The sequence below is a fragment of the Pollutimonas nitritireducens genome, assembly GCF_002849615.1.
GTDB lineage: Bacteria > Pseudomonadota > Gammaproteobacteria > Burkholderiales > Burkholderiaceae_B > Pollutimonas > Pollutimonas nitritireducens.
The window spans coordinates 1-18,992 of record NZ_PDNV01000006.1 but is presented as its reverse complement, the minus strand read 5'-3'; the positions used below and the strand labels follow the sequence as shown (position 1 = coordinate 18,992).

The 18,992-nt window shown below is 56.2% G+C and carries 20 protein-coding genes; 9 read left to right on the top strand and 11 right to left on the bottom strand.

What is annotated here, in order from left to right; genetic code table 11:
* Window positions 1-17 precede the first annotated feature (17 nt).
* Window positions 18-731 carry an alpha/beta fold hydrolase gene (locus tag CR155_RS09835; protein ID WP_102069873.1) on the top strand — a complete coding sequence of 238 codons (714 nt, stop codon included), beginning with the start codon at window positions 18-20 and terminating at the stop codon, window positions 729-731.
* A gap of 13 nt (window positions 732-744) precedes the next feature.
* Here the strand turns inward: CR155_RS09835 and CR155_RS09830 are convergent, their stop codons facing one another.
* From CR155_RS09830 to CR155_RS09820, 3 genes are all read right to left on the bottom strand, one after another.
* On the bottom strand, window positions 745-1,803 hold the full coding sequence (locus CR155_RS09830) for an alcohol dehydrogenase (protein WP_102069872.1): 1,059 nt from the start codon (window positions 1,801-1,803) through the stop codon (window positions 745-747).
* A 16-nt stretch (window positions 1,804-1,819) separates the two neighbouring features.
* Window positions 1,820-3,031, bottom strand: a complete 1,212-nt coding sequence (locus tag CR155_RS09825) for an ABC transporter substrate-binding protein (RefSeq protein WP_102069871.1) — start codon at window positions 3,029-3,031, stop codon at window positions 1,820-1,822.
* A gap of 63 nt (window positions 3,032-3,094) precedes the next feature.
* Window positions 3,095-4,315, bottom strand: coding sequence for a CaiB/BaiF CoA transferase family protein (locus CR155_RS09820; RefSeq protein ID WP_102069870.1), 1,221 nt, complete (start codon window positions 4,313-4,315; stop codon window positions 3,095-3,097).
* A gap of 73 nt (window positions 4,316-4,388) precedes the next feature.
* Between CR155_RS09820 and CR155_RS09815 the strand changes: the two genes are divergently transcribed.
* Window positions 4,389-5,288 (top strand): LysR family transcriptional regulator, encoded by a 900-nt coding sequence (locus tag CR155_RS09815; RefSeq protein ID WP_102069869.1) that lies wholly within the window; start codon window positions 4,389-4,391, stop codon window positions 5,286-5,288.
* A 15-nt stretch (window positions 5,289-5,303) separates the two neighbouring features.
* Here CR155_RS09815 and CR155_RS09810 read toward each other — a convergent pair whose 3' ends face one another.
* Window positions 5,304-6,104 (bottom strand): crotonase/enoyl-CoA hydratase family protein, encoded by an 801-nt coding sequence (locus CR155_RS09810; protein WP_102069868.1) that lies wholly within the window; start codon window positions 6,102-6,104, stop codon window positions 5,304-5,306.
* 254 nt (window positions 6,105-6,358) lie between these two features.
* Here CR155_RS09810 and CR155_RS09805 point away from each other — a divergent pair, with 254 nt between their 5' ends.
* Window positions 6,359-7,510, top strand: a complete 1,152-nt coding sequence (locus tag CR155_RS09805) for an acyl-CoA dehydrogenase family protein (RefSeq protein WP_102069867.1) — start codon at window positions 6,359-6,361, stop codon at window positions 7,508-7,510.
* 5 nt (window positions 7,511-7,515) lie between these two features.
* Window positions 7,516-8,541: an acyl-CoA dehydrogenase family protein gene (locus CR155_RS09800; protein ID WP_233214117.1), complete on the top strand. Its 1,026-nt coding sequence runs from the start codon at window positions 7,516-7,518 to the stop codon at window positions 8,539-8,541.
* 12 nt (window positions 8,542-8,553) lie between these two features.
* On the opposite strand, the gene CR155_RS09795 is transcribed toward CR155_RS09800, so the two are convergent.
* The 5 genes from CR155_RS09795 to CR155_RS09775 form a co-directional block, all read right to left on the bottom strand.
* Window positions 8,554-8,799, bottom strand: coding sequence for a hypothetical protein (locus CR155_RS09795; protein WP_102069865.1), 246 nt, complete (start codon window positions 8,797-8,799; stop codon window positions 8,554-8,556).
* A 191-nt stretch (window positions 8,800-8,990) separates the two neighbouring features.
* The gene (locus CR155_RS09790) at window positions 8,991-10,511 is read right to left on the bottom strand and encodes a SulP family inorganic anion transporter (RefSeq protein WP_233214115.1); all 1,521 of its coding nucleotides are present in this window, start codon (window positions 10,509-10,511) and stop codon (window positions 8,991-8,993) included.
* Between the two features lie 299 nt (window positions 10,512-10,810).
* On the bottom strand, window positions 10,811-11,536 hold the full coding sequence (locus CR155_RS09785) for an SDR family NAD(P)-dependent oxidoreductase (RefSeq protein WP_102070143.1): 726 nt from the start codon (window positions 11,534-11,536) through the stop codon (window positions 10,811-10,813).
* A 4-nt stretch (window positions 11,537-11,540) separates the two neighbouring features.
* Complete coding sequence (locus tag CR155_RS09780) at window positions 11,541-12,053, bottom strand: 2,4'-dihydroxyacetophenone dioxygenase family protein (RefSeq protein WP_102069863.1); 513 nt, start codon at window positions 12,051-12,053, stop codon at window positions 11,541-11,543.
* Between the two features lie 206 nt (window positions 12,054-12,259).
* Entirely contained in the window at window positions 12,260-12,754 is a 495-nt protein-coding gene (locus CR155_RS09775) for a magnesium transporter CorA family protein (protein WP_102069862.1), read from the bottom strand.
* A gap of 205 nt (window positions 12,755-12,959) precedes the next feature.
* Here CR155_RS09775 and CR155_RS09770 point away from each other — a divergent pair, with 205 nt between their 5' ends.
* Entirely contained in the window at window positions 12,960-13,685 is a 726-nt protein-coding gene (locus tag CR155_RS09770; RefSeq protein WP_102070142.1) for an RNA pseudouridine synthase, read from the top strand.
* Here CR155_RS09770 and CR155_RS09765 read toward each other — a convergent pair.
* The gene (locus CR155_RS09765) at window positions 13,682-14,362 is read right to left on the bottom strand and encodes a thiopurine S-methyltransferase (RefSeq protein WP_102069861.1); all 681 of its coding nucleotides are present in this window, start codon (window positions 14,360-14,362) and stop codon (window positions 13,682-13,684) included. The two genes, CR155_RS09770 and CR155_RS09765, sit on opposite strands and share 4 nt — an antisense overlap.
* 151 nt (window positions 14,363-14,513) lie before the next feature.
* On the opposite strand from CR155_RS09765, the gene CR155_RS09760 reads away from it, so the two are divergent.
* The 4 genes from CR155_RS09760 (at window position 14,514) to CR155_RS09745 (ending at window position 17,651) form a co-directional block, all read left to right on the top strand.
* Window positions 14,514-14,786, top strand: coding sequence for a hypothetical protein (locus tag CR155_RS09760; RefSeq protein ID WP_102069860.1), 273 nt, complete (start codon window positions 14,514-14,516; stop codon window positions 14,784-14,786).
* Window positions 14,787-15,063: 277 nt separating this feature from the next.
* Window positions 15,064-15,297 carry a hypothetical protein gene (locus tag CR155_RS09755; RefSeq protein ID WP_102069859.1) on the top strand — a complete coding sequence of 78 codons (234 nt, stop codon included), beginning with the start codon at window positions 15,064-15,066 and terminating at the stop codon, window positions 15,295-15,297.
* 133 nt (window positions 15,298-15,430) lie between these two features.
* Complete coding sequence (locus CR155_RS09750; RefSeq protein WP_233214113.1) at window positions 15,431-15,748, top strand: MatE family transporter; 318 nt, start codon at window positions 15,431-15,433, stop codon at window positions 15,746-15,748.
* Window positions 15,749-15,830: 82 nt separating this feature from the next.
* Window positions 15,831-17,651 carry a sensor domain-containing diguanylate cyclase gene (locus CR155_RS09745; protein ID WP_102069858.1) on the top strand — a complete coding sequence of 607 codons (1,821 nt, stop codon included), beginning with the start codon at window positions 15,831-15,833 and terminating at the stop codon, window positions 17,649-17,651.
* A gap of 71 nt (window positions 17,652-17,722) precedes the next feature.
* Here the strand turns inward: CR155_RS09745 and CR155_RS09740 are convergent, their stop codons facing one another.
* Window positions 17,723-18,478, bottom strand: coding sequence for a TerC family protein (locus CR155_RS09740; RefSeq protein WP_102069857.1), 756 nt, complete (start codon window positions 18,476-18,478; stop codon window positions 17,723-17,725).
* Window positions 18,479-18,992: the final 514 nt, after the last annotated feature.

Genomic DNA, 18,992 nt, shown 5'->3' with positions numbered 1-18,992 from the left:
ACAAAAAAGGATACACGATGAACTATGTTCTGGCTCACGGATCGTGGCATGGCGGATGGTGCTGGCGTGCTGTCGCTGAGCGGCTGCGCAACGCCGGCCATCAAGTCTTCACGCCCAGCTTTACCGGCATGGGTGACCGCGCCCATTTGCTGCGCAACGATATCACGATTGACGTGTTCATCGACGACTTGGTGCAGGTGATTCTGGCAGAGGAACTGGACGATGTCATTCTGGTGGGCCATAGCTTTGCCGGCGTGCCCATTACGGGCGTCGCAGATCGCATCCCTGAGGCTATCGCCCGCCTGGTGTATTTTGATGCTGTTGTGCTGGAAAGCGGCAAGAACGCGTTTTCGAATTATCCCAAGGCCGATGCCGATGCCCGTATCGCTTCGGCCGCCAAGGCCACGTCTGGATTGGCGGTGCCGGTGCCAGAGCGACTTCCCCCGGTATGGGGATTGGAACCCGGTACAGAAGCGTATGACTGGGTCATGCGCAGGATGACACCCCATCCCCTGGCCAGCTATACCACGCCGCTTGTCCTCGACAGGCCCATCGGCAATGGCCTGCCGTGTACTTATTTGCATTGCAACAAGCCCTCGCATCCTCTTCTGGAAGAGTCGCGGCGACTGGTGAAATCGCTGCAGGGCTGGAACTGGATCGACGTTCCGGCCCCGCACGAGGCGCATATTACTCACCCGGAACGTATGAGCGAAATATTGCTGGAGGTTTGAGGTCCGGATCCGGTCAGTTAGTTAGTACGGCACGCCCGGTTATCTTGCCGCTGCGCAAGGCAGTCAGGGTGGCGTCGGCCTCGTCCAGTGCAAAGCGCTGTATCGGGATAGGTGATATTCGCCCTGTCCTCACGAGGTCGATAAGCTCGCGGAGTTCCGACAGATTGCCCACGTAGCTGCCGACGATGTTCATGGCTTTCATCGGAATCAGCGCGATGGGCCAGGACGATGCGCCGCCGAACAGGCCTATGATGATCAACTTGCCGCCTTTGGTCAGGCAGTCGAAGGCGATCCCCGTGGTGGATGGTGCGCCCACGAGATCGATGAACGCTTGTGCGGGCTTGCCGTCCAGGGCTTTCAGAATCTGTTGTGCCGCGTCGGGAGCAGCACCATCGACTGCCGCCAGCGCACCTGCGTCCAGTGCAGCCTGGCGTTTTGCGGGATCGATGTCCACGACGATGGCACCCACGCCACCGAGCGCCGAAAGCAGGCTCAGGCACATCAAGCCCAGGCCCCCGGCGCCGACGATCACGATGGGATGATTCTGGAAAATGGGCGCGCCGATCTTCTTCAATGCGGAATAGGTAGTCAGGCCTGAACAGGCGTATGGTGCAATCTGTGCGGCATCAAGGTCGCCGATATCAATCAGGTACTTGGCATCGGGTACCAGGATATGATCGGCGTAGCCACCACCCCGATGAATGCCCAGGCACCGGGGTGCCGAGCAGTGGTTTTCCATGCCGTCCAGGCAAGCGGGGCATTGCCCGCAGCCTATCCATGGGTATACCAGATAATTTCGGCTCAGTTCCACGCCGCTTGCATCAGGGCCCATGGCCGACAGTGTACCGACGGTTTCGTGGCCCATGATCAAAGGCAGCGACACGCCTCGGTCTTTCAATGCAAGGGTGCGGCCATTGCCAAGATCGTAGCCACCCTCCCAAAGGTGAATGTCGCTATGGCATACGCCCGCCGCGCGCACCTGCAGAAGCACCTCTTTACCTGAGGGTACGGGTGTGTCGACTTCCTGCTGCACTAGTGGTTCGCGAAAATTAATTACGCAATAACACTTCATGGAGAATCTCCTCTTGTCATTTTTTGACCAACGGACATTGGCTGTCTGCCAGCGGGACGAATAGCTTATCACCAGGAATGGTCGCCAGGATCGTGTAAACGTCGTTTGCGGACTTGGATTCGGAAGGTTTTTTCACCTCGACCTGATACATGTCCATGATGACGCGTCCATCCTCGGGGCGGACCCGCGCATTGCTGATCAATTTGGTCTGTACCGGGAGCTCGCGAATTTTTGCGTTGACTTTCAAGCTATCGAATGTACCGGCCGCTTTGACGGCTTCCAGATAATGCATGGTTGACACATACGAGAGTGCCTGGACCATGGACGGAGCGCGCTTGAATCCGGTTTTATCTTGCCAGCGTTTTGTCCACGCCCGTGTGTCGTCATTCGCGTCCCAATAGAACGGTGTCGGGAAACTGAGCCCCTGGGCATAGTCCAGCCCCATGCCGAATACGTCGTTGATGAACACGAGAAAGGTAAGCAGCTTTTGGTCCCCGCCCGCCAGGCCGAAATCCTGGGCCTGCTTGATAAGGTTGATCAGGTCGCCGCCTGCGCTGGCAAGGCCGATAACGTCAGCCTTCGATGATTGGGCTTGCAACAGATACGAGGCAAAATCGGACGAGCCGAGAGGGTGTTTGGTACTGCCCACCACTTTGCCCCCGGCTGCAGTGACGAAATTGCTTGCTGTTTCCTCCATCGTCTTGCCAAAGACATAATCGGTGGTAATGAAGAACCAGCTTTTCCCACCACTCTTGACTGTGTTGCCCACGACTGCATTGGCCAGGGCATAGGTATCGGGCGCCCATTGCGTACTTATCGGTGAGCACTGCTTGCCGCTGAAGTCGCCAGCGAAACCACCACTGATCAACGCCACACCCTTTTTCTCGGCGGCCACATGCATGGCGGCCAGCCCAGTTGAACTTGCGCCACCGTCCACAACGGCGACCAGGTTCTGGATGTCGAACCAGTTGCGCACCATGGTGGAGGCGACGTCGACCTTGTTCTGGCTGTCACCGCCTATGACTTCTATTTTCTTCCCCAGGACTGATCCGCCAAAGTCTTCGACGGCCATGCGGGCTGATATCTCGGAACCCAAGCCGCCCAGATCGGAGTAGATGCCGGAGCGGTCATTCGATACGCCAATACGCACGATATCGGTATTCTGTGCTGCCACATGGCCGGATAATAGCGCGCAGCTCAGCGCCAGTGCCAAAGATCGTAATTTCATTTGTATGTCTCCCTTTGTTCATGATGTATCGCAAAGTGGTGGTGCTGCAAAAGTTGGTGTGGTTCAACTGGTCGGTGGTTGCTTCATCGCGGCCTTGCTCGCCAACATGGCGTTAATTTGCAGATCCGACAATCCGGCTTCCAGCAGAATCTCGCAGGTATGTTGGCCCAGACGGGGTGGCATGGCTGGTGCAATGTAGCTGTTCTCCATGCGCACGGGGCTGCGGATATAACGGTAGGTGTTCTGCATCTCGTCGCGGAGATCGATGAAGAAGTCCACGCTTCTCAAATGCGGATCGTTCTCCAGCTCGTCCAGCGAATTGATGCGTGTCGCGGGTATTTCCACGTGTTGGCAGAACGCGAGCCACTCATCGGTGGAGCGTTGGCGCATGATGTCGCTCAACAGCTCATACAACTGGTCGATATGACTGGTGCGCCCCGCGATGCCCCGGAAGCGGGGATCCTGGGCCATGGATTCGTTGCCGGTGCCCATGAAAAAACGTTTCCAGTGGCCATCGGTATAGGGCATTATGCAGATATAGCCGTCGGCTGTCTGGTAGGGTTTGCGCCAGGGCGTCAACGTGCGCGGATAGCCTGCGGGTTGATTGGCGCCGACCAGATGGCGGCCATAAAAATGTTCGACCAGCATATACGACGTCATGGCTTCGAACATGGGTACTTCAACGAACTGGCCCCGGCCGGTGCGCTCCCGCTGGAATAGCGCGGCGAGAATGGCATGAGCGGCAATCAGGCCGCATGTCTTATCGGCGGCAATTGTCGGTAGATAGCGGGGTGTGCCGGTCTGGCGTTCAACGCTGTCTGCAACGCCGCTCAGGCCCTGAATCGTATCGTCGTAGGCGGGCTGGCCATCGTAAGCGCCGCCGCTTCCAAAGCCATGCAAGCCGGCGTAAATCAGTCGCGGGTTGCGTGCGCGCAGGGCATCGGTATCAAGGCCCAACAGCGCCATTTTCTGCGGACGGATGCTATGCATGAAAACATCTGCCTTGTCGACGAGCGCAAGCAGCGCTTCGCGCGCTGTGGCTTGCTTGAGGTCCAGGACAACGCTGCGCTTGTTCCGGTTGATCCCGAGGAATATCGCCGAAAGCCCCGCCTCGAACGCCGGTCCGGTATTGCGTGTGGAATCCCCCCCGGGCGCTTCGACTTTGATTACATCGGCGCCGTAGTCGGCAAGTATCTGCGAGGCATAGGGGCCAAAAACCACCGAGGTGAGGTCGATGATGCGTATGCTGCCCAGCGCAGCGGTAGAAATGGTATTTGTATTCATGGCTCGATGAGTCTATTCTGATGCTCCGATAACGGTCTAATATTGTTTATCTATCGAGTGATAACGCGAGCGCATGGGCATTACTCTCCGTCAATTCCAGCATTTCATCGCCGTGGCCGAACACGGCAACTACCGCTTGGCGGCCGAAAAGCTCTTTGTTGCGCAGCCAGCGTTGTCGGTATCGATTCAGAAACTGGAGGCCGAGGTCGGAGCGCAGTTGCTCGAGCGAGGATCCAAAGGCGTCACCCTGACGCCGGCAGGCCACGCCCTAATCAAAGACGCAAGAGCCGCCTTGTTCTACAGCGAACAGGCCTGCCGATCGGCGCGTTTGGTCGCGTTGGGCGAATGGGGCACGTTGCGATTGGGTTTTGTCGGATCGGCAACCTACACCTTACTTCCCTTATGCGTGCCGGCGTTTCGGGCTGACCATCCCAACGTGAAAGTGGAATTGCGCGAGGACAGCTCCATCGGACTGATAAACCTGGTGCGTAACCACGAGATTGACGCGGCAGTCGTTCGTGGTCCTATCGCCCAAGAAGACATGATCGAGGCGTGGGTGATCCAGCTCGATGATTTGATTCTCGCCGTGCCTGTCGATCATCCTTTGGCGGCGCGCAAGAAGGTGGCACTGGAAGAATGCCGACACGAGGGGTTTGTGCTGTACGCCTCAACATTGGTGCCGGGCCTGCACGGCGAGGCTGTGTCGCTTTGTCGCAAGGCGGGCTTTACGCCGTGCGTCAGCCAGGAAGCGATCCAAGTGCAGACTCAGCTCAGCTTGGTGGCCAGCGGAATGGGCATCGCCCTTGTGCCTGCCGTGACAAGGTCCTATTCGCCTCAACATGTTCGCTTTATCGATCTAATCGATGAAGGCGCACGCCGGTGCCTGTCCCTGTCGTTGGTCGCTCATCGCGACACACGTTCCCTGCTGGTGGATCGGCTCCGCGACAAAATGCTCGGGCTGTTCACGTCGTGACGGGCTTATTCGACGTCAGTGCGTGGTCTTCTTTATGGCACGCTGCTGAATGAAAGCATCTACTGCCTGTTCGTGATCCGCCGTCTTGTGGGCAATGGCCTGGAAGGCCGCCGACATTTCTAGCAGCGTATCCAGCCGACTGTGTTGACCCTCGCGCAGGAGGCGCTTACTCATTCGGACGGCTTCAGGCGGATTCGCCGCGATTCTTCTGGCCATCTTGCAGGACTCTTCGATCAATTGTTCCGGGGCGACGACTTTGGAAAGCAGGCCCCATTCCAGAGCCTGCTGTGTATCGATGGCATCGCCGGTAAACGTCATCTCGGCCGCGCGCGACATACCGATAAGCCGGGGAAGAAACCAGGCACCGCCGTCGCCCGGAATAATGCCCAGCTTGACGAAACTCTCTGCGAAAATTGCACGCTCGGACGCGATCCGGATGTCGCACATGCACGCCAGATCGAAACCCGCGCCGATTGCCGGGCCGTTTATGGCCGCGATCGTGGGAACTTCGAGTTTGTGCATGGCCAGGGGCAGGCGTTGAATGCCATGCTTGTATTCGTGACGCAAAGCGGCGCTGTCGTAGTCCGGCCCGAGCTGTCGCTCCATTTCATGAATACTTCCACCCGACGAAAACACTTTGCCGGCACCGGTGATGATGGCCACTCGCACGGAGGGGTCGGCTTCAATACGCTGGAAGGCGGCCAGAAAAGCATCCACGAGCCTGTTGCCGGTAAGGGCATTGCGAGTGTCTCCGTGGTTCATGGTCAGGATCACAACCCCGTGTTCATCCTGTTCAAAATGCAGTATTCGATCCATTCGTGCCTCTTAGGTGGGTGAAAGCGGACTTTATCGGTTTGACGCCAAGTAGAGCAGCTTAGGGGTGAAACCCGATTGAATCCAATACTATTTTGTTAACGAATAATAGTAAGGGCGCGCGGGATCACTGACGATGACCGCAGCGATAAGAAAGAGTTATTGCCACGGCCGAAAATAGTATTAGACATGTATAGGGCATCATGGCTAGTATCCATGCATCGATAAGAGAGCCGATAGCAACCTTGCACCAGATCATGATTGATACCTTAGCGCTTACTGAAATTCCGGCGGCAGACGAAGCGCTTCGTTCAGAAATACGGGCATTTCTGAGTTTGGCGACGGGGAATATGGCGCCTGATGTCCGTGCTCGTTCCTGGATGGGATTCGATCCCGGCTTCAGCCGGCAACTTGCCGCTCGCGGCTGGCTTGGCCTGACCTTGCCCGTCGAGTATGGCGGGGCGGGCAGGGGGCCGTTTTCCCGCTTTGTGATGTCGGAAGAGCTCTTATGCGCCGGAGCGCCTGTTTCAGCCCACTGGATTGCTGACAGGCAAAGCGGGCCGCTGATTCTTAAATACGGCACCGAAGCGCAGAAGCAATACTATCTGCCTCGCATCTGCAAAGCCGAGGCTTTTTTCTGCATCGGCATGAGCGAACCGAATTCTGGCTCCGACCTGGCCAGCATCAGGTGCCGCGCTACGGCGGTTCCAGGCGGTTGGCTATTGAACGGCAGCAAGATATGGACGACGAACGCCCAGCATTCGCACTACATGATCGCATTGATGCGTACTTCGGGAGAGGCCGCCGATCGGTACAAAGGCTTGTCGCAAATCATTGTCGACCTGAGCCTGCCGGGGGTGACGATACGACCCATCATGGATATGGCCGGCGACGAGCATTTTTGCGAGGTGTTCTTCGATAATGTGTTATGCACGGATGATGCGCTGATCGGTAAGGAAGGCAACGGCTGGCCGCAGGTCAATGCCGAACTCGCCTTCGAACGTAGCGGACCTGAGCGTTTGTATTCGAGCATGGTGTTGCTGGAAAGTTGGCTGCAACATTGCCGGCTGACCGGCACCAACGATGCGCGGACGATAGAAACAGTAGGGAAAGTCGTCTCGTGGCTGGCAGTGCTCAGGGCCATGTCGATTTCGTTGGCGGGCAAGCTGGCGCGCGGCGAAAGTCCTGCGATCGAAGCCAGTCTGGTCAAAGACCTGGGCACAGAAATCGAACAAGCCATTCCGCAGATTATCGGCGAGATGCTCGGTTCATGTCCGCGAACCCCTGTCCCGGCCCATCTGCGCCGGACACTCGTCTATCTGGAACAAATGGCGCCGTCGTTCTCACTGCGCGGTGGAACACGTGAAATTCTCAGGGGCATCATCGCACGCGGCCTCGGGCTTCGATAAGGACAATGATGGATACGCTGTATGCCGATTCTGTTGAGCGCTTGTTTTCGCAAATTTCCACTCCGGCGTCGATCCGCGCAATCGAGAGCGGCCAGAGTACGGACGCAATGTGGAAGGAAATCGAGCAGTCCGGATTTCTCGATGCGTTGCTTCCCGAGTCTCTGGAGGGTGCCGGCCTGAACCTTGCACAGGTTTTTCCCATGTTCCTGTCAGCTGGCCGATATGCTGTGCCAGTGCCATTTGCCCAAACCATGCTGGCGCGCGCCTGGCTGTTCGCTGCCGGCGTTACCCCTCCCAAAGGCCCGATCAGTATTGCTGGGCTGGGGGTTCGGGCGGACAAAGGCACCGTCGACGCTGACGCGCTCCCGTTCGGACGCGTGTCCGCGTGGGTATTGGCTGACATGGGCGGCGACATAGCCTTGTTGCCGACAGCAGAGGCCAGCAGCCTATTTTCAGGCGGCCCTGGCAGCCTGTCAGCGTCCTTGCAGTGGATTACGAGGCCGGGCGCCGGGATAGCGATAGCAGCCTCGAAATCAGCCAGGGTGGGATTGGACCAGTTGGCCGCCGCAAGCTATGCCGCCTTGATTGCCGGTGCTGCCGAGCGCGTTCTGGCAATGACGCTGGACTATGCGAACCAACGCAAGCAGTTCGGCAAACCCATAGGCAAGTTCCAGGCCATTCAGAATCAGATCAGTGTCATGGCCGAGCGCACATGGGCATCGCGTATGGCCGCAGAGCTGGCATGCCGGAGCGCAGACTGGTCACCGCGATTCTTGATGGCAGCGCTTGGAAAAGCCCGTTGCAGTGAAGCGGCGGGCCTTATTGCCGACATGGCACATGCCGTGCACGGGGCCATAGGCGTGACCGACGAATACGGCTTGCATCTGTATACCCGTCGCTTGCGTGAGTGGCGACTGTGTGCGGGCGCAGAAAGCTATTGGGCCAGCCGCATTGGTGCACAGTTGTTGAGCCAGCCGGAAACCACGGCGCTGGCGTTCATATGCGAGGAGTTATCGGCGCAGGCTGCATAACGAGCTGTGGTGTCAGTGCAGGCCGCCGCCGGTCGCCCAACTGGCGCCTTGCTGAATGAGAAGGTCGGCCAGCCCTTGCGCTTCGTCGGCGCTAAGCCCATGCTCCATCATGGTAAAGACCGCAAAATCCACGCCGGATGACTGCGTCATTTGCCAGCAGTCGCCGGTGTTTTCCAGTTCAAGTCCTGATCTGTGAAGCACATTTCCATTTGGCAGGATGGTCCAGATGGTGCGCTGAGCCTGTAATTCTTTCTCCACGGTTTTCTCTGAATGCTGTGGCAGGGGCGTGCGCGCCGCCTGCTTGTTATTGTTTATTACTCGGCGGTGGAGACCATTGCAGTGCAATAGTTATACATCGTCAAGACTGACTTGATATACGTGATATTTTAAATAGTTGGTTCGACGTATATCGCGGGAGCTACGGCCAATTCGCCGCCATATTAAACCCTTTAGCCTAGTTTGTCGTCTGCGACATGGTAATCGGGATCTTCATGTTTGTTGATTTCCACCCTTGATTTGGCACGATCCAGCAACTCAAGACAGTCGGGGCTGAGATGGCGCAGATGCAGTCGTTTGCCCAGTTGCTGGTAGCGGCTTGCGAGATTGTCGACCGCCTCGATGGCGGAATGATCAACCAGGCGTGCGTCCATAAAATCAATAATTACCACTGACGGATCATCGCGCGGGGAAAACAGGGCAGCGAAGTTGGCGGTGGAGGCGAAAAACAGGGTGCCGTTGATCGCGTAGATTTTTCGCCCGATCTCGTCCTCGCCTATCGTGGCGCGAATTTCCTTGGCATGTTGCCAGGCGAAGACTAGCGCGGCGAATATGACGCCCGCCAATACAGCAATTGCCAGGTCGGTCAATACAGTAATGACCGTTACACCAATGACGATAATGGCATCCTGACGCGGAATCTTGTGCAGCGCCTGCAGACTGCCCCAGGCGAAGGTCTTTTGCGATACGACGAACATTAGTCCAACCAGCGCCGCCAGCGGGATCATTTCTATCCACCGCGACAGGAACAGGATGAAACCCAGGAGGAACAGGGCTGCGACAATGCCCGACAAACGGTGGCGCGCCCCGTTTCCGATATTGATCATGCTCTGGCCTATCATCGCGCAGCCACCCATGGTGGCGAACAGGCCGCCCGCGAGGTTGGCCATCCCCTGCGCCAGGCATTCGCGATTCGGCTTGCCGCGGGTGTCGGTGATGGTGTCGATGAGGTTCAGCGTCAGCAATGTTTCGATCAAGCCTATGGCAGCCAGTATGAGCGCATACGGGAAGATGATGTACAGCGTTTCCAGATCCATCGGCACCTGCGGAACATGGAACCTGGGCAAGCCACCGGCGATCGATCCCATATCGGAGACGGTCTTGGTATCGATACCCAAGCCAGCCACCAGGCCTGAAATGATCAGGATAGCGGCCAGCGACGATGGAATCATCGTCGTAAATCGGGGCAGTATGTAGATGATCGCCATTGTCGATACGATCAGTACCAGCATCATCCACAGCTGTGCGCCGCTCATCCAGGCAGCGATGCCGTCCGCACCGATGGTTGTGAAATGGCTAAACTGTGCCAGGAAGATGACGATAGCCAAGCCATTGACGAAACCCAGCATGACCGAATGTGGAACCATGCGTATGAACTTGCCGAGCCTGCATGCGGCGAACATTATTTGCAGCATGCCCATCAGAACGACTGTGGCGAACAGGTATTCCGGGCCGTGGCTCACCACCAGGCTCACCATCACAACGGCAAGAGCCCCGGTGGCACCGGATATCATGCCAGGCCTGCCGCCGAATACCGATGTGATCAGGCAGACGATAAAGGCGGCATAAAGACCGGTCAGCGGGCTGACTTGGGCGACCAGGGCAAAGGCGATAGCCTCTGGCACCAGTGCGAGCGAAACAGTAATGCCGCTCAAGACGTTGGTCTTGATGTCGGCGGGTTCGAGGGTGAACAAGGATTTCCTTCGGACGGGCGGACGATGTGCCGGTTGGCCGCTAAAAACGAAAAACGGAATGTCGAACGACAAGAGTTTAAACCGAGTTTCGAAATCACTGCGGATGCCACGACGCTTCTTGCAGTGCCAGAGCGCACCGCTTCGAATAGAGGAATGGCACCAACATGTCGGCGTTATTTGATTTAAGCGGTCGCACGGCCTTGGGCAAGGGGTCTTCCAAAGCATCCGACTATGTGAATGGCCAGATTATCTACGTGGACGGTGGCATGCTGGCCGTCCTGTAGGTTAGTCAGACGCAATCAAGTGACCATATAGCCACCATCGACTGGCATGATGACGCCGGTCATGAACGCCGACGCACTGGAGCAAAGAAATATCGCCGCCTGGGCGACGTCGTCGGGCGTGCCCCAACGCTTTAACGGTGTCCGTTCGAGAATGGGCCTGGCCCGCAACTCGTCATTTTGAAGTGCCTCGGTCAGGGGAGTGGCGATCCACCCGGGCGCAATGGCATTCACACGGATACCATCAACCGCGTAGGCAATGGCCAGCGATTTGGTCAGTTGCGCAATGCCGCCTTTGCTGGCGCTGTAGGCCGGAACCAGTCCGCCACCAAAAAAGCTGAGCATGGATGCCGTGTTAACGATGCATCCCGCGGACTTGGCCAGCAAAGGTCGGAATTCTTCACAGAGCCGCATCGTTCCAGTGAGATTGATGTTCAGGACCCGCTCGAAAACGGATAGCTTGAATTCTTCGCCGCGACAGATGATTCCGGCGCAATTGATCAGAATGTCGGCGCTACCGATGGTCTGCGCGAACGCGCTGATATCGTCCTCTTGCGTGACGTCAAGAATGACTTCTGTGATGCTGTTTGACCGATATGGGCTGGCATCATTCGATGGGAGTCCGGTGGCATAGACCTTTGCACCCAGGCCGGCAAGAGCCTCGGCAATACCGCGGCCTATGCCCTGGGTGCCGCCAGTGACGATTGCCGTTTTACCGGCCAGGAGGTCAGGTTTGAAGCTCATGGTTTCAACGTATGAATTGATCGACATAGTCGGCGCCAAGGCCGACCCTTTCATAATGCTTGCGGCACATGTCGAGTTTGATGAATACGTCTTCAAACCCGGTGTGATTGCCTTCGCTATCGACGTAGTACATCACCCCGTTGACGTGGAACATAGTGATCATCTCCTCCACATCATCGGGAACATACAGCGTGTGTGTCTCGCCGGGCGGTTCGAATACATAGCTGCCTTGCGTTGCAATCCAGTCGTGTTCCAGATAGTGCCACGAGCCCTTGATGACATAGCCATGAACGGCTTGCGGATGCCGGTGACAACTGAGCACGCCTGATTTTCGTACCCGGAGCAAATTAGTCCAATAACCCTGCGAGACATTCAGGCAAAGGGGACGGAACCATACATTATCCGCTTGCGGAACCCAGACCCGCTCATCCAGTGGGACGGCGTGGGGCACAACGATTTCAGGCAATGCCTCTTTCGGATTGGGATGTCGATAAGGGGTGGCTGTGGAGGTGGACATCGTTGATCCTTTGCGACCGTGGGTGGGGCATCGTATTGCGCGAAGCCTCAAGCTTAGAGAAATAACGTGCCGCCGCCACTCAGTGAATACCCACGGTTTCGACGCAAAAAAAGCGATTCCGGACATTTCTGCCGGGAATCGCAAATGCTGGGGTGAACCGTTAAACCGATTCCAGTTGCTTGCCCTGAGCGGGCTTCTTCTTTTCTTTATCCGTTGACGAGATCCAGTACCGGCGCGCGAAAATCCTTGAACAGACCAATGAACTCACCGATACGGGGTGCGGAGCTCTTCAAGGGATCGAGGATGGTATCCAGCGTGGTGTCCAGCTCCTGTAGCATTTTGCCCACGCGCGGCCAGTAGGCCGATTCATCACCAGGCGATGTTTCAAGCTCCGCCAGCTTGCGCAGCTGTTGGTGCAGGGATTCGCCGGACAAGCCGAATTCAGCCAATCTGTCTTCGTCGAGCATTCGAATTTCGTGCTGCAGTTGCTCGAAGTGATCGTAGACATAGTCAAGAAATACGGCCAGGGCTTCCTGCCGCAGTTCCTTGTACAACAACGGAGCGACTTCGGGCTGTGGGTGCACAAGTTGTAATCGCTGAGTCAGCAGATCATGCAGAAATCGTCTTGCTCCGTCCATGAAGTTGTGAAGTACCTCGTCCTCCGGGTCGGTTCCTGCGCCCAATTGGGTGAAATATGGCATGTCGGCTTTCCCTCTATTGGCTGTTGAGTCCCACTCTGAATGCCATCGTAGATGCTGGGTGTGGAGATGCCCATTGGCCAATGGCCCGAAGGGGCGGGGTCCAATCGACCGTAGCCGCTACCGTCTTTCGGCGGGTCGTCTACAATGTTTTGCCGGGCTTCCAGCCTTTTTCCGCGTGCCGCAGCGCAACTCTCAATGGCTTGCCATGATCGAAACCATACGCTTGAGCAAGTATCTTGCTGATCATCTTTCCTGTTCTCGTCGCGAAGCCGAAAACTATGTCCAGGGGGGGTGGGTGCGCGTGGACGGACAGCTAATAGAGGAGCCCGGGTTCCGGCTCCAACCGCAACACTGCGTGGAGCTTGCCGAAGGTGCGAGTGCCCAGGATCATAAGCCTGCCACAATCCTGCTGCACAAACCCGTGGGTTATGGCAGTAAAGCCGGTGAACGCTCCATTTTCGATCTCATTGCATCTGCCAATCGCGCGTCCGACGATCGCAACGATCGGACCTTCGTCAAGCGGGATCTGAACGGACTCGAATTGATGACACCACTAGAAGCCGATGCGGCGGGGCTGGTGGTCTTCACTCAGGAATATGCAGTAGCCCGAAAATTGAATGCCGATGCGGCTACCATTGAACATGAGTATGTGGCGGAAGTCGCCGGGGAGATTGCAGTCGATGGTTTGAAGCGCCTGAATCATGGTCCGTCGTGGCGAGGCACGCGCCTGCCGCCAGTCAAGGTCAGTTGGCAGAACGAAACACACCTGCGCTTCGCGTTGAAAAATCCACCGGCCGGACTCATTCTGGACATGTGCCATCAGGTCGGCCTGAAGATAATAAGCTTGAAGCGCCTGCGTATAGGGCGGGTGTCCCTGTCGGGCCTGGTTGCAGGCCAGTGGCGCTACCTGATGGGCTACGAGCGCTTTTAGATTGGCGCCTGACTCCCCGCGGCAGGCCCGCTCAGCCGGAATACCACGGTGTCCAATTCAGTCAGGCCCCGTTCGACAAACTTCGGTTCCTTGTCCAGAATAGAGCGGCGGTCCAGTACAGAGATCTTCGAATGCGTGCTGAACAATTGCCTAACCTCGGCTTCGTTCACCGAAAACGGCGGCCCGGCCATTTGATGCTGCGGATAATCCAGCGTTATCAGAATGCCCTGGTAGTGCTTCGGCAGCTGCGCATAAACGTGATTGACGTAGCGCTGGCGCATGTCGGCGGGGAGCGCGATGAGCGCCGCGCGGTCATAAGCGCCCGAACAACTGGATAGTGTCGCGGCGTCCAGCGCAAAGATATCGCCACAAATTATCTCGATATTGCCCGCGATAAAATGCTGGCCTATCGCCGACACGTGGCTGCTGGGTTGCAGGTCGTTCTCGGAAAAGAACTGGTCTATGGCCAACGGCGAGAGTTCCACGCCCAGGATCTTATAACCCTGGTGCGCCAGCCAGAGCATGTCGAGCGACTTGCCACAAAGCGGAACCAGGACGCGCGACCCGGTTTCCAGCCCGAGGGCGGGCCAGTATTTTTGCAACAAGGGCGTGACCTTGCTCAAGTGGAAATTCGTTTGGCCGTCGCGCCATCGTTCCAGCCAGAAATCTGCCTTCATGTCGCTTCCTCGTTCATGGATTCGTCGCATATTGTAGAGATAATCGCGGTGAACTGATCGCAGGAAGCGAACAATAGTTTCCGGCGTGCCAGCGAAATCTTCAAACTCTGTATATACTATCGGGCGATACATTCAGATACGAGAAACAAGTATGGAAACCAGCAAAACATCGGGCTCCTTTCCATTCCCGGGAGAAGCCGGACTTTATCCTCAAAACGGGGTTTATCAAGCCGGGCCCTTCCAGGGCCGGCCTGTCGCCCATCCTTACAACACCGTGTTGCTGCGCCTGAGCAGAATGGGTGTAAGCGCACCTGAGCGCCAATTCGACGAAACCGACAAGGAATACATCGTTCGACTGGACCGCACTTACACGGGTCTATTCCAGGACGTTATTTCAAGCGGCATACTCGGCGCCGACGTTTGATAACTCCTTGACGGCTCGGGCATCGCGCCCGCCGTCCCACACTCCGTCAACCCGGCCAGAACAGACGATAGGCCATCTCGGTCGGATCGGATATGCCATGCGTCCACGGCCATTTCGATCCCGTGCCCCTGTCATCTGGCGTATTGGTGAGCGATGGCGGAAAGGCGACTATCTGTGAGCAGTTTTAAACAGGGACAGCACAGTCCAAGTTTGAATACTGTTCAGAGGTATTGCAGCGATCCAAAATCCCGAGTAAACGACCCCACAAGGAGATGATATGTCAGAGAATATCGATCAGGTAGCTCTTCCCGAAGATGACATCGTTGCCGATGTAACCCCAACCCAGGAAAGTGCAGACGTCGTTCAAGAGTCCGACACGGCCCTGGATGAAGCAGGCAGTCCTGGCGACGGGGAAGCTGCTCCTGACGAGGTTGACACCGTGCAGGAAAATTCCCGCGTAGCGGAGGACGAGGAAGCTGACGTGGGCAATGATGACCCGATTGCATCGTAGCAACTAAGAAAAAGCCCGGTCAGAGCAAGATCTGCTTTTTGCCTGACTGGTCCATCGTTACCGCCCTTTCTTCGATGAGTACTTCGGGTCCACGGCTTGCTGTACGTATCCCGGCAATTACTGGAGAATGACTATGGTTACCGATAGAGACCTGGAACGGGCACTGCAAGATCGTGATTTTTCCGAAGAGGCCAGTTTGACAGAAACAGGCCGTAGCGAGCCCGCCTTTGGGCCCAGCGACTCGTCAGACTCGGGCAGCGACATTGCGCCGAACATGCCCGACACGGACAGTGACCGCGAAAACACGGGTGAGCGGCCGCAAGCCGAAAACACGGGCGAAGAGCCGTTGGACGACGATATCGAACCGGACCGGATAGTTCAGGAGGATGACGCAGGCCTGGCGCGTACACCGCCCGATCCTGTGCGGAATGGCGGTGTGGACGAAGACTGAATTCCATCCCTGAGTTCGCCCACCCATGGCGGACTCGACCACAATCGTTGTAGTATGAAACATTGTCTTACTACACGAAACAATGGTCACAGCCCAAAAGTTCCCAGCAAGGCCTTTCCTGGCGCAGTGGCTTTGGTTGGGATGCGCATTGACGATCCTGCTGGCGATAATTACGGTCAATCTTTACAGAACCCATGGCCGAATCGCCCAAGCCGAAAACGAACGCCTGGCTGTTCAGGCCGCGGTAATCGCAGCCAATCTCGAAGACCGGTTGTCGACGATCAATTTGGTCCTTGATCGCGTCCTGATGGATATTCGCGAGAATAGTGAGGTCTTGCGGTCGCACGAGTCGGTGAAGGATTATTTTCTCGCATTGACGACGCCCGTGCCAGGGGCACGATCCATTTTCATTGTTGATGCGCACGGCACTACGATTGCTTCGGATCGTGGGCATGCGGCTCGCCAAAACATGCGAAGCGAATCGCCCTTCATGGAGGTCAAAGCGCATCCCGACGCAACCGCCTTGTACCTTTCTTCGCCGAGCAAAAGCCCGCTTCATCCCGATGCGATCCACATCAGTCGCATGATTCCTGATAGCGAAGGGAACTTCGCCGGAATGGTTTCCGTTATGCTCGAACCGTCTTATTTGAGCACGTTGTTGCCGTCGTTACTGTATTCCCCAGGCATGTGGGGTGCGATCTATCATTCTGACGGTCCAGCACTCACAATTGCGCCAACGAGGTCGGGCTACGGGCCCCTGAGCCAAGACGGACACTTAATTGCGCAGATTGCGTTCGATCCGGCTACGCCGAAGCTTGAAAAGCCACTGCTCATTGAGTTCGGCAGAATTCGGTCCCAAGTATTTTTGCAATGGCACCAGGATCTTATCTTTCGCGCCTCGGTATTCACCTTGATCTGCCTTGTCAGCTTTCTGGCCGTGCGGGCATTTCAGTTTGCCCAACGCAGGGCGGAACATCAGAAAGCAAGCGCTGAGGCGATCCTGCAGACGACCTGGGACAACTATCAGCTCATCGTTGAAAATACGACCGATCTGGTAGCAAGGCTGGACCCCCGCGGTTACTATATTTATTTGAATCAGGCGTTTTCGAGTATCTACGGGGAACCGGTCAAGGAATGCCTCGGCGAACATTTTGCAGCAAGAGTGGTGGAAGCCGACCGGGCGCTTGCCGAAATGTCGTTTGGCAAGCTGAACGAACCGCCTTACGTACTCAGTTTTACGCTACGTAAATTGACGATGGACGGCATTCGACATTTCCAATGGACGGCGAGGGCACTGCTCGATCCGCATGGAAAAACGATGGAGATTATCGCTATCGGCCGGGACATGACCGAGCATATGCGAAGGGTGGGGGTCTTGGAACATCAGGCCTATCAAGATTACCTTACCGGGGTGGCCAACCGTCGCCATTTCATGAACTTGGCCAGGGAAGAATTGACGCATGCTTCGACTTATTCGCAATCCGCCTGCCTGCTTATGATCGATGTAGATCATTTCAAGCATATCAACGATGTTTATGGGCATAGAGCGGGCGACCTGATGCTGCAGAGCTTCAGCAAGGTCCTGCTCGAGACGCTACGGTCTACGGATATCATCGCCAGGGTGGGTGGGGAGGAATTTGCCGCTCTGATGCCTGACACCACGCTTGAGATGGCAATAGAGACGGCGTCGCGTTTGAACAACGCTATCGCGGAAAACACGCTCTGCATCGAAAACGCAACCGCCCTGCGCGTAACGGCGTCGATCGGGGTGGCCGCGTGGCAAAGCGGTTTGGACCTGGACGATCTTATGGATATGGCCGATAGCGCTTTGTATCAGGCCAAACATTCCGGACGCAATAAATTCTGTGTTGCCGACGCGCCGGAATCCACGGTCAGACGCTAACGTCATGCAAAGAGATAGGTGGCCTGTTGGGAATGTCGACCACGTTGTATGAGTAACGTCTCATTTGCGGGCTAGTGTGGTCGTTGAAGTTTCCGCTTCCTTCGCGCCATCATATTCAGGCCTTCAACGGCGGCCGAGAACGCCATGGCGGCGTAGACATATCCTTTTGGTACATGCGCGCCGAAGCCCTCTGCGATCAAGGTCATGCCTATCATGATAAGAAAGCCCAGCGCCAGCATGACGACAGTTGGATTATGACTGATGAATTCGGCCAGGGGGTCAGCGGCGATCAGCATGACCACTACCGCCACCACGACGGCAATGATCATGATCGGGAGGTGTTCGGTCATACCCACCGCGGTAATGATGCTGTCGACGGAAAATACCAAATCGAGCAAAAGTATCTGTACGATGGCGGCCGTGAAGGACATCGATACGGCTTTGCCGGTGGTCTTTCCTTCAAACATGTCGCCTTCTGGCGACGGGTCGACATTATGATGGATTTCTTTGGTCGCCTTCCACAGCAAGAATAGCCCTCCGGCGATCAGGATCATATCCTTCCACGAAAAGTCCTGGCCAACCAGACTGATAACCGGTTCAGTAAGCTGTACGATCCAGGCAATGGTGCCCAGGAGGGCCAGACGTAAAATCAGCGCGAGAGCGATGCCTATGCGCCGGGCTTTCGTTCGTTGCTGATCGGGCAGTTTATTGGTAAGAATCGATATGAAAACGAGGTTGTCGATACCCAGAACGACCTCCATGGCGATAAGGGTCGCCAATGCGACCCATGCGGTCGGATTGACAGCAAGCTGTATGAGGTAGTCCATGTGACGTCATCCTTGTTCAACCAGCGTCTGTTTAATATATTTACTGAGTTCGAAGTGCAAGTATTGCATAGATTGTCCAGGACTTGACCATGGCGCAAAGGACGACATACCGTCGTTTACCCTGCATTATCCTGTGTTAAGCTGAATTCGGACTTCGTGTTTCTGTCTTTACCGGATCACTTCAACGCAAAGCGTCAAAGGGAGCAAATCATGCGTGGCGACTCACCGAGCCATTACGGCGGAATAACGCGTTTTTTGCATTGGTTTATGGGACTTCTGGTAGTGCTTCAGTTCCTGAAGCTCGGGGATCGGATCAAGGACGGCGAACATTGGGTTGGACAAACCATTGTTCCATGGCACGTTTCCATTGGCGCATCGATATTTGTGGGCTCTTCATCATTAACGGGGGACGCCGACATTCATTAGACTTGTTTTTGCGAAGAAACACGTTTAATGGAAGCAATGCCGATGTCCCCAGTAAATTCTATCTTAGGAATCAGAGATCTAGTCATCG

Excerpts from the sequence above, each read along its gene's own strand:
- CR155_RS09835 (WP_102069873.1), top strand. The coding sequence starts at position 18 with ATGAACTATGTTCTGGCTCACGGATCGTGGCATGGCGGATGGTGCTGG.
- CR155_RS09830 (WP_102069872.1), bottom strand. The coding sequence starts at position 1,803 with ATGAAGTGTTATTGCGTAATTAATTTTCGCGAACCACTAGTGCAGCAG.
- CR155_RS09825 (WP_102069871.1), bottom strand. The coding sequence starts at position 3,031 with ATGAAATTACGATCTTTGGCACTGGCGCTGAGCTGCGCGCTATTATCC.
- CR155_RS09820 (WP_102069870.1), bottom strand. The coding sequence starts at position 4,315 with ATGAATACAAATACCATTTCTACCGCTGCGCTGGGCAGCATACGCATC.
- CR155_RS09815 (WP_102069869.1), top strand. The coding sequence starts at position 4,389 with ATGGGCATTACTCTCCGTCAATTCCAGCATTTCATCGCCGTGGCCGAA.
- CR155_RS09810 (WP_102069868.1), bottom strand. The coding sequence starts at position 6,104 with ATGGATCGAATACTGCATTTTGAACAGGATGAACACGGGGTTGTGATC.
- CR155_RS09805 (WP_102069867.1), top strand. The coding sequence starts at position 6,359 with ATGATTGATACCTTAGCGCTTACTGAAATTCCGGCGGCAGACGAAGCG.
- CR155_RS09800 (WP_233214117.1), top strand. The coding sequence starts at position 7,516 with ATGATGGATACGCTGTATGCCGATTCTGTTGAGCGCTTGTTTTCGCAA.
- CR155_RS09785 (WP_102070143.1), bottom strand. The coding sequence starts at position 11,536 with ATGAGCTTCAAACCTGACCTCCTGGCCGGTAAAACGGCAATCGTCACT.
- CR155_RS09780 (WP_102069863.1), bottom strand. The coding sequence starts at position 12,053 with ATGTCCACCTCCACAGCCACCCCTTATCGACATCCCAATCCGAAAGAG.
- CR155_RS09775 (WP_102069862.1), bottom strand. The coding sequence starts at position 12,754 with ATGCCATATTTCACCCAATTGGGCGCAGGAACCGACCCGGAGGACGAG.
- CR155_RS09770 (WP_102070142.1), top strand. The coding sequence starts at position 12,960 with ATGATCGAAACCATACGCTTGAGCAAGTATCTTGCTGATCATCTTTCC.
- CR155_RS09765 (WP_102069861.1), bottom strand. The coding sequence starts at position 14,362 with ATGAAGGCAGATTTCTGGCTGGAACGATGGCGCGACGGCCAAACGAAT.
- CR155_RS09760 (WP_102069860.1), top strand. The coding sequence starts at position 14,514 with ATGGAAACCAGCAAAACATCGGGCTCCTTTCCATTCCCGGGAGAAGCC.
- CR155_RS09755 (WP_102069859.1), top strand. The coding sequence starts at position 15,064 with ATGTCAGAGAATATCGATCAGGTAGCTCTTCCCGAAGATGACATCGTT.
- CR155_RS09750 (WP_233214113.1), top strand. The coding sequence starts at position 15,431 with ATGGTTACCGATAGAGACCTGGAACGGGCACTGCAAGATCGTGATTTT.
- CR155_RS09745 (WP_102069858.1), top strand. The coding sequence starts at position 15,831 with ATGGTCACAGCCCAAAAGTTCCCAGCAAGGCCTTTCCTGGCGCAGTGG.
- CR155_RS09740 (WP_102069857.1), bottom strand. The coding sequence starts at position 18,478 with ATGGACTACCTCATACAGCTTGCTGTCAATCCGACCGCATGGGTCGCA.